We start from the raw sequence: 17028 nt of genomic DNA, 5'->3' as shown, positions 1-17028 counted from the left end.
GAAACGCGCCAGCTCCTGGGTCCCGGCCCATGGCCCTGGCACCGTGGAGAACCCGGGAGGCGACGCCACAAGGATCGCCTTCAGCAGCGAGAAAACCGGCGCACCCTCCCCCTCGATCGCCGCCATAAAAAAGCCAGGCATCGAAAGCCTGGCTTGTTTAGTTACCGCCCCGGATCAATCCGGCAACCACCCCTGCATCCACAGATTCAGGTTGTTGCCCCGCAGCATGTAGTCACGCAAGACTTCTTCGCGCAGCGCATCGCCCATGCGATAGCTGGCTTCGGGGTCGGCCAGGTGCATGCGGATCGCGCCGATCCATTCCTGGGTGCTGTTGCTTACGACCTTGGTACACGGCAGGTAGCCGCGATAGGCCTCGGTGTCGGTGCAGATCACCGGGTAACCGCAGGCGCCGTATTCCAGGAGCCGCAGGTTGCTCTTGCAGTCGTTGAAGATGTGGAACTCCAGCGGCGCCAGGGCCAGGTCGAGATTGAGGCTGGCCAGTTTGAACGGATAGGCCTGCAGGCCTATCACCGGGTGGAACTCATGCACGTAGGGCCGCAACTCATCCGGGCACATGCCGAAGAACACCCACTCGACTTCATTGGCCAGCTCGCGCACTGTCTCGGCGATGATTTCCAGGTCGCCCGTATGGCTGGTGCCGCCGCCCCAGCCCACCCGCGGCTTGCGGGAGGTCCCGCGGCGGCTGGTGAGGGTAGCCCAGGGGTCGGCCGGCAACATGTTCGGCACCACACGGATATCGCTGTGCATGCTCGACAAGACATCGGCCAGCGGCTGGGTGGTCACCACCACGCGGTCACACAGGGCTATGCCCTGGCGCAGCATCTCTTCGGTATTCAGCGGCTGGTTGCGCGCATGGGTGTTTTTCTTCGGCGCGCTGACCACATAGTCGTCGAGTTCAAAGACCCGCAGCGCACTGGAATACTTCTTCATGCGCAGAATGTCGCTCACCGCACCGTCGCTGTAGCGGCATTGCAGGATGATCGAGTCCGGGGCGATACGCTCGATTTCCACGGTCGAGGGCGATTCATAGGCCACCCGGCCGATCAGCCTGCCCGTCGCCTCCAGTTCGGCCAGCGGCGCCGTGACCCGATAGTGGCCCACCGCTGAACTGTTGACCGGCAAACCCAGTACCAGCGGCACAGCGCGGCTACAGAACGGATTCCAGTTATTGCGCAGGCCAGCCTCCAGACTGAAACTGGAGTAGCCCAGGCTCAACGCCGGGTTGTACGCCGGGTCGCGGGCGATTTTCGGCATCCAGCGACGATAGAATGTATCGTGCTCGCGCTCCTGCAAGGCCAATTGCCCGGGCTCTTGCGATACCTCGCGGGCGGCGGTCAGCAGCACGCTGGCATACGGCGTCCAGACCACCAGATAGCCGTTGTCATTGATCCGCAGGCACAGGTCGACATCACCCAGCCCGGAAACGTAATGGACCTCGTCGAGCCCACCGACGCTGTCGAACACTTCCTTGCGCACCATCAGGCAATCGCCGCTGACCGCACTCCAGCTCTGCGGCACCTGCAGACGCTGCATGTAACCGCGGGCGCTGGCAGCTTCGCCATAAAACGGCGAGCTTGCCGCCCCGGCCAGGCCAAGAATCAACCCGGCATGCATGATCGAACCGTCCAGGCCGAGCATCCGCGCACCGACCACTCCGACCTCCGGACGCTGGGCATGATTGAGCAATTCGTCCAGCCAGTCGCCAGCGCCAATCAGGCTGTTCGCGCTGAGCAGCAACAGGTATTCGCCACGAGCCTGTTGCGCCGCGTAATTGCCAGTCGCCGCCGCACCGCCAGCACCGGCAAAACGCAGCACCCGCAGCATGTCCGCGCCCAGTTGCGCCATGGCCTGCAACCAGTCCGCCATGGCCGGGTCGCGGCTGCCACTGTCGACGATCAGGATCTCGTAATGGCTGTAGGCGGTCTTCTCGATCAGGCTCTCGGTGCAACGCTGCAGCGCTGCCAGCGAATCCCCGGCCTGGATGATGATCGAGACCAGCGGCCGCCGCGAGTGCAGATAGTCGATGTGGTTGATCAGTGGCAGCTCGTCGTGGCTGATCCGGTGCTCCACGCCGATGCGTTCCAGATGCGCACCGACCAGCCCGGCATTGCCCTCGATCACCTCGGGCAACGACAACCAGTCGGCATAGTTGAACAGCGATTCGAGCTGGATTTCGGCGATGTGCTCGATGGTTTGCGGCCCGGCTTCCTCTACCAGACGCCACAGCAGATCGTGGGGCGCCAGCTCGCCGAAATGCGCCTGGAACCCGCCCAGGGCCATGAAGCGCTGGCGCTCGAAAGCCAGAGCCCGCCCGACATAGGGATAGCCGCGCATCAGATCCAGGTTGAAGTCGGGCTTGAATACCGGGTCGCTGGATTCGCCGTCGACCAGCGCGCCTTCGTCGCTGTAGATGCACAGGGCGCCCGGGATCCCGGCGATGCGCTCGGCGAGGATCAGCAGCGCCGATTCCTTCAGGGTGTCGCCGGCGCGCAGCAGGTAAAACCAGTGGCAGCCTTCCAGTTGCGGCACCAGCGCATTGAGCTGCTGTGGCCACTGCGTTTCCAGCGGCAGTTGCAGCACGCGTTCGTGCTCCGCGCACTCGGCATCGGACAGGACCAGGATCGCCTGCGGCGCGTACAACTGCTGCGCCAGGCTCTGCAAGGTCGACTCCAGGGCCACGCCATCGGCAGCCACGTCGATCACAATGGGCACGATCTGCGGTCGCACCGGCCAGCTGCCGATTCGCTGCGGCAGATTGCGCTTCTCGGTCTCGGAGAAAGAGCGGATCGCCAGCCACTCCTGGTAGAACTCGGCATAACTTTCGCTCTCGCCGCCGACCCGACCACTGACCACGGTGTTGCGGTTGCCGAGCACCCGGGTCACGCAGAGTTCGTCCCACTGCCAGGATGGCTCGGACATTTTTGCCAGGTCGACAGAACGCACCCAGCCCGAGGCCGGGGCCGACTCGCCGCTGCGCGCGGCGAGCATCTGCGCCAGCCAGTCCCATTCAAGCTTCTCCGCCCGCTGCATTTCCGGCTGCTTGCTCAAGCGTTCCGGATACAGGCGCTCAGTGCTCAGCACGGTGTTGAGTAGCGCCAGGTTGCCACGCCGCATCAGGCACACGAACAGCGCCAGATCCAGCAGCGCGACAAACCCCGCGCCCTCTTGCGTCAAGGCCGGCAGCAGCTCGAGCACATCGGCGCGGCGCATCAGGGTCGAACTGAAATTGCCGAGGAAGTTGCGCGGCGTGCTCTCGAGGATCGCCAGCATGTCGTCGCCCTTGAGCATGGCGTCATTCGGCGACAACCGGGCGTTCTCGACCCGCGGCGGCAGAATGAAGTTGCCGGCGTCGCTCATCATGCGCAAGCCGCAGACCAGATTGATCTCGGGATGATCGACCAGCACCTGGGCCTGCATGGCAATGCTCGGGGCGAACAGGCGGTCATCATCGCAGAGAATCTTGATCAGCTCGCCCTGCGCCTCTTCGACGCAGCGCAGCAGGTTCTTCTGCATGCCCAGGCGCCGTGGGTTGCGCAAATAACGCACCGGATGGGGCGGCTCGGAGATGGCGTCCACCGCCTGACGGATCTCATCACCGGCCGAGTCGTCGCAGATGACGATTTCGACCCGCTCCCAGGTCTGGGCCAGCGCACTCTCGAACGCCTGGCTGAAGAAGCGCGGATTGAAGGCAGGGATGACGATGCTGACTAGCGGGCGTTGATTCACGACGGGAAACTCTCGAGCGGCGGGCCCGGCCTGGTCAGGCGGGCCGCAGAACCACTTAATGAAGACGGTTGACGGCTCGACGGCGCGGCCGCGCTCACAGGAGCGCGACCGGGCTCAGGCTCAGACCTTGTTGAACAGGCCCAGCTGGGCAATCTTGCTGAAGGCCAGTTGCGAGGCTTGCAGCATGGTCTGTTGCAGGGTCAGGCGGGTCATCACCTCGGCCGGGTCGGAATCGCGTATCGCCGACTGGGTCTGGGTGTTGGCCGAGCTCAGGCTCAGGTTGGTTTCGTTCTGAATCTCCAGCGCCGAACCCCGACCACCGATATCACTGACCGCGCTCGCCACCTGGTTGGCGCCGCTGGCCAGATTGGCCATCCCCGCCTGCAACCCCGCGTTGAGTTTCTGGATGGCGATCGGATCACCGTTGGTCGGTGTATCCAGCACCGTACGCAGCTGGCTAATGGTGTCGAGGACGTTCTGGGTCTGGTGGTTGTTGACCGCCACCACATACTGGTCGCCCGCCGCCGGCGTACCGCTGAAGGTGAAGCCCACGCCAGACGCCGTGGCAGTGGAGCCGGCCATGGTGCCGGTGGAAACCGGCTTGCTGTCGGCGGTCAACGGCGACGCGTACAGCTCGTAGTCGGTGGCGCTGGTGAACTTGAGGATCGCACCACCGCTCGGGAAGCTGGCGTTGTAGGCGTTGTTGTTACTGACGCTGGCACCAGTGACTACCGCGGTCGACGGGTTGCCCGGACTGCGTGAGACGTTGAAGGAATCAGGCTTGGCCGCCAGGGTGAAGCTGTGACCGGCGATCTCCGTGTTCGGGGGGGTAGCATCGCCGGGTTTCAGGTTGATGCTCAAACGCAGATCGACGCCGCGGAAACTGACGGTCTGCGCTTCTGCGCCTTTGCTGGAGCTGAAGGAGCCATTCTGGCTGGCCTCGGATGTCACGTCGTTGCCGGCGCTGTCGGTGATCTTGAACTGAGTACTGCTGAGGAAGCTGATGGTGTACGGCTCGCCGCTGCGGAACTCGCTGTTGTACTTCGGATTCGAAGACACCTGGCCGTTGGACAGCGTCACCCGGCCATCATCCACCGCCGGGGCGGTCATGCTGACCTGGCTGCGGCTGGTGTTGATGGCTTGCTGGAAGGCGGCCCAGCCAGTGGTGTTGGTGGCCATGGACATAGTGTCGCCCACCGGCAGGTTCAGCGTGGTCTGGTCACCGTTGTAACTGTAGGTGCCGTCGGAGTTGCGGGTGAACGGCACGGTGTCGCCCTGGGAGCCGGCAAAAATGTACTTGCCGTTTTCATCCTGGGTATTCATCAGGCTCAACAGCTGCTCTTCGATCTGCGCCAGCTCGGCGGCGTTGGCCTTGCGGTCGGCGTCAGTGTAACCGGCGTTGCCGGCTCCGCTCGCCAGTTCCTGGGCACGCGCCAGAACGCTGGTGATGCTGGTCAGGACCGATTCGGCCTGGCCCAGGGACGCCTTGATCGAGGTGGTGTTGGCCGAATACTGGCTCAGCAGCGAAGCCTGCTGGCCCAGTTGCAGCAGGCGCGAGGCGCCTACCGGATCGTCGGCCGCGGTGTTGACGCGAATCAGGCTGCTGGCCTCTTCGCTGCTCTTGACCGCATTGGCGAAGTTCTTCTGGTAGTTGGCAGCCGAGGACTCGTAAAACTGGGCGGTGGAAATACGCATGGACTACGACTCCTTAAAGGCTGTTGATCAGGGTGGCGAAGGTTTCCTGCGCCGCCTTGATGATCTGCGAGGACGCGGTGTAGTACTGCTGGTACTTGACCAGGTTGCCGGTCTCTTGATCCAGGTCGACCCCGGACAACGAATCCCGCGCGCCCTTGGCGTTGGCCAGGATCGTCTCGGTGGCCGCGCTGTCGAGCTTGCCCTGGCTGGCCTTGGCACCGACGTTCTCCACCAGCTTGCCGTAGGCATCGACCAGGGTGATGCCCTTGCTGGCCGAACCGGTATCCACCGTCTGCTTGCTCTGCAGGCCCGCCAGGGCGGTGCCGTTGCGGTTGTCGGTGGAACCGGCGCCGTTGAACTTGACGTTCAGCCCTTCGCCTTCCTTCGGCGAACCGGCGACGCTCATTTCCACGGTGAAGGTTTTCTGCACCGGCGGTGTGCCGCCGTCGGTGATCGGGTTGCCGCTGGCATCGACCATCTTGATCTGCAGGTTCAGGGTGTTGTTCTGCCCCGGGACGATCGAACCGGTGCCCATCAACGTGCCCTTGGCATCGTAGTATTTGTAGCCCTGGCTGCCGCCCGCGGGGGCGTCGAAGACCAGCTTGACCGGTACCGAATTCTTGATCGCGGTCTGCATCTCGGTTTTGGCGGCCGAATTGTAGATGTCCAGCGCTGGCTTGACTGTCGGCAGGCCCGGAATACTCAGCGAACCGGTGGCCCCCGGCAGTACCTCGGCATTCAGCGGCGCGGCGATGGCCAGGCGCTTGGCGTCGGTCAGCTCGGTCTTGATAGTGGTGGCCGCGTTACGGGTCGGGGTGATCTTGAAACTGTCGCCGGCGCTCATCGCCCCGCCGTTGAGGCTCAGGGTGAAACCGTCGATCACCGGTGGCGGCGTGGTGGTGGTGCTGAACGCGCCCAGGCTGGTGCCGTCGGAGCGCTTGACCGTGTAGTCGGTGGCGCTGGTGAAGGTCACCTGGTAGTCGCTGATGGTCAGCTTGCCGGTGTCCTTGATGGTCACGTCGAGGTTGCCGGAGCCTGCGCTGTTGTTGCCGTTGGCAATGCTGCGCTGGCTGATCAGGGCCGCACTGTTGATGTTGTTGAACAGTGCCGCGCCGAACTCGCCGTTCTTGTCGATACCTTGTCCGAGCTGGCTGTTGACCTGGTCGGCGATCACCAGGGCCACGCGCCCCAGTTCGTTCATCGCCGGGTCCAGCACCTCGTTGCGATAGCGCAACAGGCCGCCGATCTCGCCACCGGTGACCACCGAGGTCACATCGATAGTGCTCGAGCCGCGATTGAGCTGCAGCGAGGAACGGGTCGGGTCGGTCTTTCCGGGGACCACTTCCAGCTTGCTGGTGGTGTTACCCACGACCAGCGGCTGGCCGCTGCCCAGGTACAGGTCGACGCTCGAGCCGCGCTCCGAGACATCCACCTTGACGAACTGCGACAGCTGGCGCAGCGTCTCGTTGCGCTCGTCAAGCAGGTTGTTGGGCATGCCGCCGCCGCTGGAGACTTCGGAAATCTTCTGGTTCAGCAGGGCGACAGTGGCCGCCAGCTTGTTGACCTGGTCAGCCATGCTGCTCAGGTTGCCGTTGATGTTGGCGTTCTGCTCGTTCAATTGGCTGGAAACCGAGTTGAAGCGGTTGCTCAGGGCTTGCGCATCGCTGAGCAGCAATTGGCGCGAGGCGTCGTCGGTCGGCTTGGCGTTGACGTTCTGCATCGAGGCAAAGAACTTGGTCAGCGCGCCGGTGATACCGGTGCCGCTGTCCGACAGCAGCTTGTCCACCGGGGTGATCTGCCCCAGGTAGGCAGCGGCATCGCTGTTCAGCGAGGTGGTGGTCTGCAGCTGGGCGTCCAGATAGCTGTTGTACACCCGGCGCACGTCGGCCAGGGTGGTACCGCTGCCGATGAAGACATTGCCGTACTGGTTCGAAGCCTTGCTGCCCTGCACGGTCTGCTGGCGCGAATAACCGGCGGTATCGGCGTTGGCGATGTTATTACCCGTGGTCATCAACGACGTTTGGCTGGCTGACAGCCCCGACATCCCGATATTGAGCAAACTCATGATTCAGACCTTATAAATTCGTGGAAACGCCCGCCGCAGCGTAGTTCTCGTAGCTCTTCATCTGCTTGGCAATCTGCGAAATCTTGCTTGCGTAGTCCGGGTCGGTTGCATACCCGGCCTTTTGCAACTCGCGTACAAACTGTTCGGGGTTATCGGCCGACTTCAGCACTTCTTGATAGCGATTATTGCTCTGCAACAAGGTCACCAAGTCGTGGAAGCTGTCCTGATACGAGGCATAGGAACGGAACTCGGCCGTCTCCTTGACCATCTGGCCATTTCTGAATTCGCTGGTGATCGCCCGCGCCTGGTCGCCCTTCCAACTGCTGCCGGCCTTGATGCCGAACAGGTTGTGGCTGCTGCTGCCGTCCTGCTGGCGCATCACCGATTTGCCCCAACCGGTTTCCAGCGCGGCCTGGGCGACCAGGTAGCGCGGATCGACACCGATGCGGTCGGCGGCCTGCTGCGCCATCGGCAGCATGGTGGCGACGAATTCGTCCGCCGAGCTGAAGGCTTTCTTCGCCGGCGCCAACGGTGGCTGGGCCACGGCGCGACCGTAGATCTGCATACGTCCGTGGGGCACCGCAGCAAAGCTGCGCGAGCTGTTCTTGACCAGCGCGTCGGTAGCAGCCGTGGTGCGTTCCGGCAAGGCCGTCCGGTTGGCGGCGGCACTGTCGGCCGACGGCACGATGCCCGCCAGCAGGCGATCGGTCAGCTTGCTCGGCAGGGAAATACGCCGCTGGTTGAGCAGCGCCATATCGTTATGGGGACCGCTGTCGGCGGCGCGCTGCGGTTCCAGTGCACGAGACGCCCACAACGGGCGCTGACCATTGACCCGCGACAACGGCCCGCCCAAAGCGGTGGTGCCGGCAGCGATGGCGGTTGGCGTCGCGACCTTTTCAGTCAGCGCGACCTTTTCAGCCTGGGCGCCGGGCAGGGTCGCCGCCGCGGCAGGATTAGTAGACTTGCTCTTCGACATCTGGCGCATCAGCACATCGGCCAGGCCGATGCCACCGCCCTCGCGGGACATGGAAACTGCCAGTTGCTGGTCGTACATTTCCTGGTATTGCTTGGCCGCCGGGGTGTTGAGCGGGTTGTCCTTGCCCAGCGCTTCGGTGGCCGAACGCATGGACTTGAGCATTTCGTTGAGGAACAGCGACTCGAACTCCTGCGCCACCTTGCGCATGTTGGCGTCGCTGTTCTTGTCGCCGACCTTGAGCTGGTTAAGCCGGTTGAGGTCCGAGTAGGAACCCGAATCGCCGCTGCTGACCAGACCGCTCTTGCGAATATCCATGGCCCCTACCTCAAATCACGATCAGGTCGGCTTGCAGCGCGCCGGCCTGTTTCAAGGCTTCGAGGATCGCCATCAGGTCGCCCGGTGCCGCGCCGACCTGGTTCACCGCACGCACGATTTCGTCGAGGGTGGTGCCCGGGCCGAACTTGAACATCGGCTTGGCTTCCTGTTCGGCGTTGACCCGCGAGCGTGGCACGACCGCGGTCTGGCCATTGGACAGCGGGCCAGGCTGGCTGACGATCGGGTCTTCGGTGATGGTCACGGTAAGGCTGCCGTGAGTCACGGCGGCTGGCGACACCTTGACGTTCTGGCCGATGACGATAGTGCCGGTGCGCGAGTTGATGATGACCTTGGCCACCGCCTGCCCCGGATCGACTTCCAGGTTCTCGAGGATCGACAGATAGTCGACGCGCTGGCTCGGATCGAGCGGCGCGGTAACGCGAATCGAACCGCCGTCGATGGCCTGGGCCACGCCCGGGCCGAGCATGTCGTTGATCTTGTCGACGATGCGCTTGGCGGTGGTGAAGTCGGAACGGTTGAGGTTCAGGGTCAGGCTGTTGCCCTGGTTGAAACCGCTCGGTACCGCGCGCTCCACCGAGGCACCGCCAGGGATGCGACCGGCCGACGGAACGTTGACCGTGATCTTCGAACCGTCACGCCCCTCGGCGTCGAAACCGCCCACCACCAGGTTGCCCTGGGCGATGGCGTAGACGTTGCCGTCGATCCCCTTGAGTGGCGTCAGCAGCAAGGTGCCACCGCGCAGGCTCTTGGAGTTGCCGATGGAGGACACGGTGATATCCACCTGCTGCCCCGGCTTGGCGAACGCTGGCAGATCGGCGCTCACCGATACCGCCGCGACGTTCTTCAACTGCACATTGCCGGAGCCCGGCGGCACCTTGATGCCGAACTGCGACAGCATGTTGTTGAAGGTCTGCAGGGTGAAGGGTGTCTGGGTCGTCTGGTCGCCGGTGCCGTTAAGCCCGACCACCAGGCCGTAGCCGATCAACTGGTTGGAACGCACGCCGGAAATACTGGCGATGTCCTTCAGCCGTTCGGCTTGAACGTTGCAGGCCGCCGAGAGCAACAGCGCGGCCAGCATGAGGCGTTTGAAATTCAACGTAGCCACCTAGAAAGGGAACAGCGGGCTGAGGAAGAAACGGTCGAACCAGCCCGGCTGGCTCGCATCGGCAAAGGCACCGGTGCCCGAATAGGTGATGCGGGCGTCGGCGACGCGGGTCGAGGAAACCGTGTTGTCGGTGGCGATATCGTCGGCGCGCACCAGGCCGGCAATGCGCACCAGCTCGTCGCCGGTGTTGAGGGTCAGCCACTTCTCGCCGCGCACGGCGATGATGCCGTTGGGCAGCACGTCGGCCACCGTCACGGTGATCGAACCGGTCAGGCTGTTGCTCTGGCCGGACTTGCTGTCGCCCTTGGTGGCCCGGTCGCCGCTGTAACCGACGTCCAGGCTCAGGTCGCCGCCGCCCACCGGGTTATTGGTGCTCAGGCCGCCACCGAAAAACGAGGTCAGGCCGATGCCGGTCTTGCTGTTTTTGTCGACCTGCGAGTTGGCATTCTTGCTCGCCTGGGTCCGCTCGTTGAGGGTGATGGTGATGATGTCGCCCACGCGGAACGCCTTGCGGTCGCTGTAGAGGTTCTGCTCGAAGCCGGCCTGGTAGATCGAGCCGTTGTTGGCCGCAGCCGGCAACGGAGTACGTGGCAACACCGGAGCGTAATACGGGTCATTGGGCTTCGGCGTCGGGGCCACGCAGCCTCCGAGCACGACGAACCCACTCAGTGCGAGAACAGATACAAAGCGATTCATGACCCTACCTCATGGTGTTGCAGGCGGCCGCTGGGCCGCCCCAGGACTTGATTACAGATTCTGCGTGACGAACGAGAGCATCTGGTCGGCGGTGGAGATCACCTTGGAGTTCATCTCGTAGGCGCGCTGGGTGGTGATCATGTTGACCATCTCCTCAACGGTGCTGACGTTGGAGGTTTCCAGGGTGTTCTGCAGGGTGGTGCCGAAACCGTTGAGGCCCGGGGTACCGACTTGCGGCGCGCCGCTGGCGGCGGTTTCCAGGAACAGGTTGTTGCCCGTCGCTTGCAGGCCGGCCGGGTTGATGAAGTCAGCGGTCTGCAGGTTGCCGATCACTTGCGAGGCCGGGTTGCCGGCTGTGGTGATCGAGACGGTGCCGTCCTGGCCCACGGTGAAGGTCTGGGCGTCGTCCGGCACGACGATCGTCGGTTCCAAGGCGAAACCGCTGGCGGTGACGATCTGGCCGTTGCGGTTGAGGTGGAAGGTGCCGTCACGGGTATAGGAAGTGGTGCCGTCCGGTTGCAGGACCTGGAAGAAACCGCGGCCGTTGATGGCCATGTCCAGCGGCTGCTCGGTGGTCTGCAGGCTGCCGGCGGTGAAGTTCTTCTGGGTGCCGACGATGCGCACACCGGTACCCAGTTGCAGGCCCGACGGCAGCTCGCTGTCCTGGGTCGACTGGGCGCCAGGCTGACGCTTGATCTGATACAGCAGGTCCTGGAACTCGGCGCGATCACGTTTGAAACCCGTGGTCGAAACGTTCGCCAGGTTGTTGGAAATGGTGGTCAGGTTAGTGTCCTGGGCGGACAGACCTGTTTTGGCAACCCACAGAGCCGGAAGCATTCGATTCTCCTCGTGCGCCTGTTTTACGGCGCGACGTACTGGTAATTAGCTGATCTGCAAGACCCGAGCCATGGCCTGGTCGTCTTCTTTGGCGGTGTTCATCATCTTGATGTGCAGCTCGAACTGCTTGGAGAGCGCCAGCACCGAGGTCATTTCCTCGACCGCATTGACGTTGCTCGACTCGAGGAATCCCGAGACCAGTTGCACATTGGCGTCAGCCGCTGCCGGCTGGCCGTCCTTGGTATGGATCGAACCGTCCAGACCCTTGGTCATGTTCTTCAGGTCCGGGTTGACCAGCTTGATGCGGTCGACCTCGGCCATCACCCGTGGGCCTTCGCCCATGGCGCGGATGCTGATGGTGCCGTCCTGGCCGACTTCCACCTGCTGCTCCGGCGGCACGGCGATCGGGCCGCCGTTGCCGATCACCGGCATGCCGTTGCCGGCGCGCAACACGCCCAGGGCGTCGATGTTCAGGCTGCCGGTGCGCACGTAGCTTTCACCGCCCTCCGGGGTCTGCACGGCGATCCAGCCATTGCCGCTGACCGCCACGTCGAGGTCGCGACCGGTTTCCACCAGCGAGCCCGGGGTGAAATCGGTAGCCGGCCGTTCGGACATGGCAAAGGCCCGCGCCGGAAAGCTGTCACCAAACACCGGCATCGAACGCGCCTGCTCCAGGTCGCGCTGGAAACCGTTGGTGGAGATGTTCGCCAGGTTGTTGGCATGCGCCTTTTGCGCCAGCGCATTCTGGCTGGCACCGGTCATGGCCACATAAAGGTACTTGTCCATAGTCTTTCCTCTGCATGTCGGACGTTTGCCGTCCACCGCTGTACTGCTGAGCCATAAGCAATAAGCGCACCAACTTGTTTTTCGGACGGCCGAAGGCAGGAAATCCGGGAACTTGAGGGCGTTCGAAGGGAATCGGCGGATTGTGTCAAAGACGAAAAACCGGCGCAGACATGCCGCTTACGGCAAGCCTCGGCCTCCAGGGCACTCCCCTGCCTCGCCGCTGCTCCTGTAGCCGCTGCCGCAGGCTGCGATCGAGGCCGCAGGACTCGCAAGGGGCAACGCATGACCTCGACCCGATCGCAGACTTAAGGCCTGGCGCCTGCTGCGCAGCCAATCGCAGCCTGCGGCAGCGGCTACAGGATTCAGTTTTCGTCGGTGTTCTTGCCGACTTCGTATTCGCGCAGTTTGTTGGCGATGGTGGTGTGCGACACGCCCAGGCGCTTGCCCAGCTGGCGGCTGCTGGGGTGCTCGGAATACAGGCGTTCGAGCACCGCCTTTTCGAAGCGCCCGACGATGTCGTCGAGCCCGCCTTCCAGGGAGAAGTCACCAAGGGGTTGGCGCACGCCATAGTCCGGCAGGCGGATGTGCTCGGCCTTCACCGTACCGCCGTCGCACAGGGACACCGCCTGGAACAGCACGTTTTCCAGCTGCCGCACGTTGCCCGGCCAGTGGTAATGACTGAGGCGCTCCATGGCCGCCGGCGCCAGCCTGGGCAAGGCGCAGCCGATCTGCCGGCTGGCCTGGTCGAGGAAGTGCTCCACCAGCGGTGTCAGGCCGTCGAGGCACTCGCGCAGCGGCGGGATGTGCAATGACAAGACGTTGAGGCGGTGATACAGGTCCTGGCGGAACTCGCCGCGGGCGCACAGCTCGGACAAATCGACCTGGGTCGCACAGATCACCCGCACGTCCAGGTACACCTCTTCGTCGCTACCGACCCGACGGAAGCAGCCGTCCTGCAGAAAACGCAGGAGCTTGACCTGCAAGCGCGGGCTCATCTCGCCCACCCCATCGAGAAACAGCGTGCCGCCGGCGGTCAGTTCCAGCAGCCCGAGCTTGCCTTCGGCCCGCGCACCTTCGAAGGCCCCCGGCCCGTAGCCGAACAGCTCGGTCTCGGCCATGGATTCCGGCAGGCCAGCGCAGTTGAGCGCCATCAGCGGCGATTGCCCGCGCGGGCTGGCCAGGTGGCAGGCGCGCGCCAGCAGTTCCTTGCCGGTGCCAGTCTCACCCTCGATCAGCAGCGGCGCGTCCAGCGGTGCCATACGCCGCGCTTCACGGACCACCGCGGCCATGACTTTCGAGCTCTGGAAGATGCTGTCGAAGCCACGCAGCTCCTGCTTGCGCACGTTATAGATGCGCTCGCCGACCCGGTCCGCGCGGTGCAGTGTCAGCACCGCGCCGGCCATGGCCTCGCTGTCGTCGTGCTCCGATTGCAGCGGCGCGATGTCCGCCAGAAACACGTCACCCTTGACCTTGACCCGCAGGCCGTTGATCCGCGACTTGTTGGCCCGCACCAGTTCCGGCAGGTCGAAATCCTCGGCATAGCGCGACAGCGGAATCCCCGGCACCTCGTCCACCCGCACGCCCAACAGCTGCGCCGCCGCGCGGTTGGCGGCGACGATGGAACCGCCCATGTCGATGGACAACACCGGAAACTCCAGGGCCCCAAGCAAGGCATTGAGCTCCATGTGCCGCCGCTCGCTGGGCATCAGCCCGACCCGCTTGACCCCGAACACCCCGGCGATCGACTCGAACTTCGGCCGCAATGCCTGGAACTGTAGATTGATCAGGTTCGGACAATGCAGGTAGATGGCATTGCCATGCTCGCCGCCCACCTCGCCCCGGGCCACGTTGATGCCGTACTCCACCAGCAGGTTGAGAATGTCGCGCAGGATGCCGATGCGATTCTGGCAGTGGACTTTGATACGCATAGAAGGAAGGCCCGAGACAGGTAATGGAGGGCATGAATGCCAGAAAGCGGCGTTTTTGGCACCGTCCGACAGGAACTTTCTGCGGTGTGACGCAGATAATCGTCAAGATTATGTGACAGTCGTCGGCCTTTTCAAATCGACTATTCTCAGTAATAGCGGACCCGCGACGCTTTCGTAACGAAAACTTTACGAAATCAGCCCTGATCCGCCCATTACGTTCACGTCAACCTGCTGCATGGGCTGCAACCTTGGGTTATCTCTAGCGTCAACTGATAACAAGAAGCAGCCCCTGACAGGAGAGCAGCATGAAGCAGACGCAGTACGTGGCCCGCGAGCCCGACGCGCAAGGTTTTATCCACTACCCCGATGAAGAACACGCGGTGTGGAACACCCTGATCACCCGTCAGTTGAAAGTGATCGAGGGTCGCGCGTGCCAGGAATACCTGGACGGCATCGAGAAACTCGGCCTGCCCCACGACCGCATCCCGCAGCTGGGCGAAATCAACAAGGTGCTGGGCGCAACCACCGGCTGGCAGGTCGCCCGGGTGCCGGCGCTGATTCCCTTCCAGACCTTCTTCGAATTGCTCGCCAGCAAACAGTTTCCGGTCGCGACCTTTATTCGTACCCGCGAAGAACTGGACTACCTGCAAGAGCCGGACATCTTCCACGAGATCTTTGGCCACTGCCCACTGCTGACCAACCCCTGGTTCGCCGAATTCACCCACACCTACGGCAAGCTCGGCCTGCAGGCCACCAAGGAAGAACGGGTGTACCTGGCGCGCCTGTACTGGATGACCATCGAATTCGGCCTGCTGGACACCCCGCAAGGCCAGCGCATCTACGGCGGCGGCATCCTCTCCTCGCCGAAGGAAACCGTCTACTGCCTGTCGGACGTGCCCGAGCACCAGGCCTTCGACCCGCTGGAAGCGATGCGCACCCCGTACCGCATCGACATCCTGCAACCCATCTACTTTGTGCTGCCCAACCTCAAGCGCCTGTTCGACCTGGCCCATGAAGACATCATGGCCCTGGTGCACCAGGGCATGCAGATGGGCCTGCACGCCCCCAAGTTTCCGCCCAAACCCAAGGCGGCCTGAGCGCCCTGCCCTCGCGCGGCGCTCATAAAACCCGTAATTTCCAACAAGAACCGATTTCAGGAACCCACCATGACCGCTCTCAACCAAGCCCATTGCGAAGCCTGCCGCGCCGATGCCCCACAAGTCAGCGACGAAGAGCTGCCGGTACTGATCAAGCAGATCCCCGACTGGAACATCGAAGTGCGTGATGGCGTCATGCAACTGGAAAAAGTCTTCCTGTTCAAAAACTTCAAGTTCGCCCTGGCCTTTACCAACGCAATGGGTGAAATTTCCGAGGCAGAAGGTCATCATCCTGGCCTGCTCACCGAATGGGGCAAGGTCACCGTGACCTGGTGGAGCCACTCCATCAAGGGCCTGCACCGCAACGACTTCATCATGGCCGCTCGCACCGACGAAGTGGCCAAGACCGCAGAAGGACGCAAGTAATGCATTTCGACGCCATAGGCCGAGTACCCGGCGACCCGATTCTTGGCCTGATGGAGGCCTATGCGTCGGACAGCAACCCACGCAAGTTCGACCTCGGCGTCGGTGTCTACAAGGATTCCCAGGGCCTGACGCCGATCCCTCGGTCGGTCAAGCTGGCCGAGCAGCGCCTGGTCGACCGGCAGACCACCAAGATCTACATCGGCGGCCACGGCGACGCGGCCTTTGGCAAGGTGATCAATGAACTGGTGCTGGGCGCCGATTCGCAACTGATCGCCGAACGCCGCGCCGGCGCCACCCAGACCCCGGGCGGCACCGGCGCGCTGCGCCTGAGCGCCGACTTCATCGCCCACTGCCTGGCGGGCCGTGGCGTGTGGTTGAGCAATCCGACCTGGCCGATCCACGAAACCATCTTTGCCGCCGCCGGCATCCAGGTCAGCCACTACCCTTACGTCGGCAGCGACAACCGCCTCGACGTCGAGGCCATGCTGGCGACCCTGAACCAGGTGCCCAAGGGCGACGTGGTACTGCTGCACGCTTGCTGCCACAACCCCACCGGTTTCGACCTGAGCCACGACGACTGGCATCGGGTGCTGGACGTGGTGCGCAGCCGCAACCTGCTGCCGCTGATCGACTTCGCCTACCAGGGCTTCGGCGACGGCCTGGAGCAGGATGCCTGGGCGGTACGGCTGTTCGCGGCCGAACTGCCCGAGCTGCTGATCACCAGTTCCTGCTCGAAGAACTTCGGCCTGTACCGCGACCGCACCGGCGCGCTGATCGTCTGCACCCGGGACGCGGAAAAGCTGCTGGACGTACGCAGCCAGCTGGCCCACATCGCTCGCAACCTGTGGTCCACCCCGCCGGATCACGGCGCCGCGGTGGTCGCCACCATCCTCGGCGACCCGGAGCTGAAAAGCCTCTGGGCCGACGAAGTGGAAGCCATGCGCCTGCGCATCGCCCAGTTGCGTTCAGGCCTGGTGGAGGCGCTGCAACCCTTCGGCCTGGCCGAGCGCTTCGCCCATATCGGCGTGCAACGCGGGATGTTCTCCTACACCGGCCTGACGCCGGAGCAGGTCGGCAAACTGCGCGATCAGCACAGCGTGTACATGGTCAGCTCCGGCCGGGCCAACGTCGCCGGCATCGACGCCACCCGCCTGGACCTGCTGGCCGAAGCCATCGCCGAAGTCTGCAAGTGACACCCTGATCGCGAGCAAGCTCGCTCCTACAAAAGCACCTGCCTGTAGGAGCAAGCTTGCTCGCGATGCTCTTCAACGATCCCCCATCCGATGAAACTCCTTTCATCCTAAAAGCCGTGATAAAAATCTTTTTGTCATTTC

12 protein-coding genes are annotated in these 17028 nt (G+C 63.5%); 3 read left to right on the top strand and 9 right to left on the bottom strand.

The features are described from left to right. Window positions 1–174 precede the first annotated feature (174 nt). The 9 genes from PMI20_RS11290 to PMI20_RS11250 all read right to left on the bottom strand — a co-directional run bounded on the left by PMI20_RS11290 (window position 175) and on the right by PMI20_RS11250 (window position 14171). Window positions 175–3747 carry a glycosyltransferase gene (locus PMI20_RS11290; RefSeq protein ID WP_007922688.1) on the bottom strand — a complete coding sequence of 1191 codons (3573 nt, stop codon included), beginning with the start codon at window positions 3745–3747 and terminating at the stop codon, window positions 175–177. A 120-nt stretch (window positions 3748–3867) separates the two neighbouring features. After that, complete coding sequence (locus PMI20_RS11285) at window positions 3868–5442, bottom strand: flagellar hook-associated protein 3 (RefSeq protein ID WP_007922689.1); 1575 nt, start codon at window positions 5440–5442, stop codon at window positions 3868–3870. A 13-nt stretch (window positions 5443–5455) separates the two neighbouring features. Then, window positions 5456–7507 (bottom strand): flagellar hook-associated protein FlgK, encoded by a 2052-nt coding sequence (flgK, locus tag PMI20_RS11280; RefSeq protein WP_007922691.1) that lies wholly within the window; start codon window positions 7505–7507, stop codon window positions 5456–5458. Window positions 7508–7517: 10 nt separating this feature from the next. After that, entirely contained in the window at window positions 7518–8798 is a 1281-nt protein-coding gene (gene flgJ, locus PMI20_RS11275; protein WP_007922699.1) for a flagellar assembly peptidoglycan hydrolase FlgJ, read from the bottom strand. Window positions 8799–8808: 10 nt separating this feature from the next. Then, the gene (locus PMI20_RS11270; RefSeq protein WP_007922700.1) at window positions 8809–9897 is read right to left on the bottom strand and encodes a flagellar basal body P-ring protein FlgI; all 1089 of its coding nucleotides are present in this window, start codon (window positions 9895–9897) and stop codon (window positions 8809–8811) included. Between the two features lie 27 nt (window positions 9898–9924). Next, window positions 9925–10620 (bottom strand): flagellar basal body L-ring protein FlgH, encoded by a 696-nt coding sequence (gene flgH, locus PMI20_RS11265; RefSeq protein WP_007922701.1) that lies wholly within the window; start codon window positions 10618–10620, stop codon window positions 9925–9927. A 51-nt stretch (window positions 10621–10671) separates the two neighbouring features. Beyond that, a complete protein-coding gene (flgG, locus tag PMI20_RS11260; RefSeq protein WP_007922702.1) occupies window positions 10672–11457 on the bottom strand; it encodes a flagellar basal-body rod protein FlgG in 786 nt (261 codons plus the stop codon). Window positions 11458–11502: 45 nt separating this feature from the next. Further along, window positions 11503–12243 carry a flagellar basal body rod protein FlgF gene (locus PMI20_RS11255; protein ID WP_007922703.1) on the bottom strand — a complete coding sequence of 247 codons (741 nt, stop codon included), beginning with the start codon at window positions 12241–12243 and terminating at the stop codon, window positions 11503–11505. Between the two features lie 362 nt (window positions 12244–12605). Further along, window positions 12606–14171, bottom strand: coding sequence for a sigma-54-dependent phenylalanine hydroxylase transcriptional regulator PhhR (locus PMI20_RS11250; protein WP_007930099.1), 1566 nt, complete (start codon window positions 14169–14171; stop codon window positions 12606–12608). A gap of 305 nt (window positions 14172–14476) precedes the next feature. Between PMI20_RS11250 and phhA the strand changes: the two genes are divergently transcribed. The 3 genes from phhA to PMI20_RS11235 all read left to right on the top strand — a co-directional run bounded on the left by phhA (window position 14477) and on the right by PMI20_RS11235 (window position 16887). Continuing rightward, window positions 14477–15268: a phenylalanine 4-monooxygenase gene (gene phhA, locus PMI20_RS11245; RefSeq protein WP_007930098.1), complete on the top strand. Its 792-nt coding sequence runs from the start codon at window positions 14477–14479 to the stop codon at window positions 15266–15268. Between the two features lie 69 nt (window positions 15269–15337). Next, entirely contained in the window at window positions 15338–15694 is a 357-nt protein-coding gene (locus tag PMI20_RS11240; protein WP_007930096.1) for a 4a-hydroxytetrahydrobiopterin dehydratase, read from the top strand. Next, the gene (locus PMI20_RS11235; RefSeq protein WP_007930095.1) at window positions 15694–16887 is read left to right on the top strand and encodes an amino acid aminotransferase; all 1194 of its coding nucleotides are present in this window, start codon (window positions 15694–15696) and stop codon (window positions 16885–16887) included. Before PMI20_RS11240 ends, PMI20_RS11235 begins: the two co-directional genes overlap by 1 nt. Window positions 16888–17028 lie beyond the last annotated feature (141 nt).

The organism is Pseudomonas sp. GM17, from assembly GCF_000282175.2.
Classification (GTDB): Bacteria; Pseudomonadota; Gammaproteobacteria; order Pseudomonadales; family Pseudomonadaceae; genus Aquipseudomonas; species Aquipseudomonas chlororaphis.
The sequence above is the reverse complement of the archived record's forward strand: the minus strand, read 5'-3'. Positions and strand labels throughout refer to the sequence as shown.

Coding starts and splice junctions, on each gene's coding strand:
- PMI20_RS11285 (WP_007922689.1), bottom strand. CDS start 5,442: ATGCGTATTTCCACCGCCCAGTTTTACGAGTCCTCGGCTGCCAACTAC.
- flgK (WP_007922691.1), bottom strand. CDS start 7,507: ATGAGTTTGCTCAATATCGGGATGTCGGGGCTGTCAGCCAGCCAAACG.
- flgJ (WP_007922699.1), bottom strand. CDS start 8,798: ATGGATATTCGCAAGAGCGGTCTGGTCAGCAGCGGCGATTCGGGTTCC.
- PMI20_RS11270 (WP_007922700.1), bottom strand. CDS start 9,897: ATGCTGGCCGCGCTGTTGCTCTCGGCGGCCTGCAACGTTCAAGCCGAA.
- flgH (WP_007922701.1), bottom strand. CDS start 10,620: ATGAATCGCTTTGTATCTGTTCTCGCACTGAGTGGGTTCGTCGTGCTC.
- flgG (WP_007922702.1), bottom strand. CDS start 11,457: ATGCTTCCGGCTCTGTGGGTTGCCAAAACAGGTCTGTCCGCCCAGGAC.
- PMI20_RS11255 (WP_007922703.1), bottom strand. CDS start 12,243: ATGGACAAGTACCTTTATGTGGCCATGACCGGTGCCAGCCAGAATGCG.
- PMI20_RS11250 (WP_007930099.1), bottom strand. CDS start 14,171: ATGCGTATCAAAGTCCACTGCCAGAATCGCATCGGCATCCTGCGCGAC.
- phhA (WP_007930098.1), top strand. CDS start 14,477: ATGAAGCAGACGCAGTACGTGGCCCGCGAGCCCGACGCGCAAGGTTTT.
- PMI20_RS11240 (WP_007930096.1), top strand. CDS start 15,338: ATGACCGCTCTCAACCAAGCCCATTGCGAAGCCTGCCGCGCCGATGCC.
- PMI20_RS11235 (WP_007930095.1), top strand. CDS start 15,694: ATGCATTTCGACGCCATAGGCCGAGTACCCGGCGACCCGATTCTTGGC.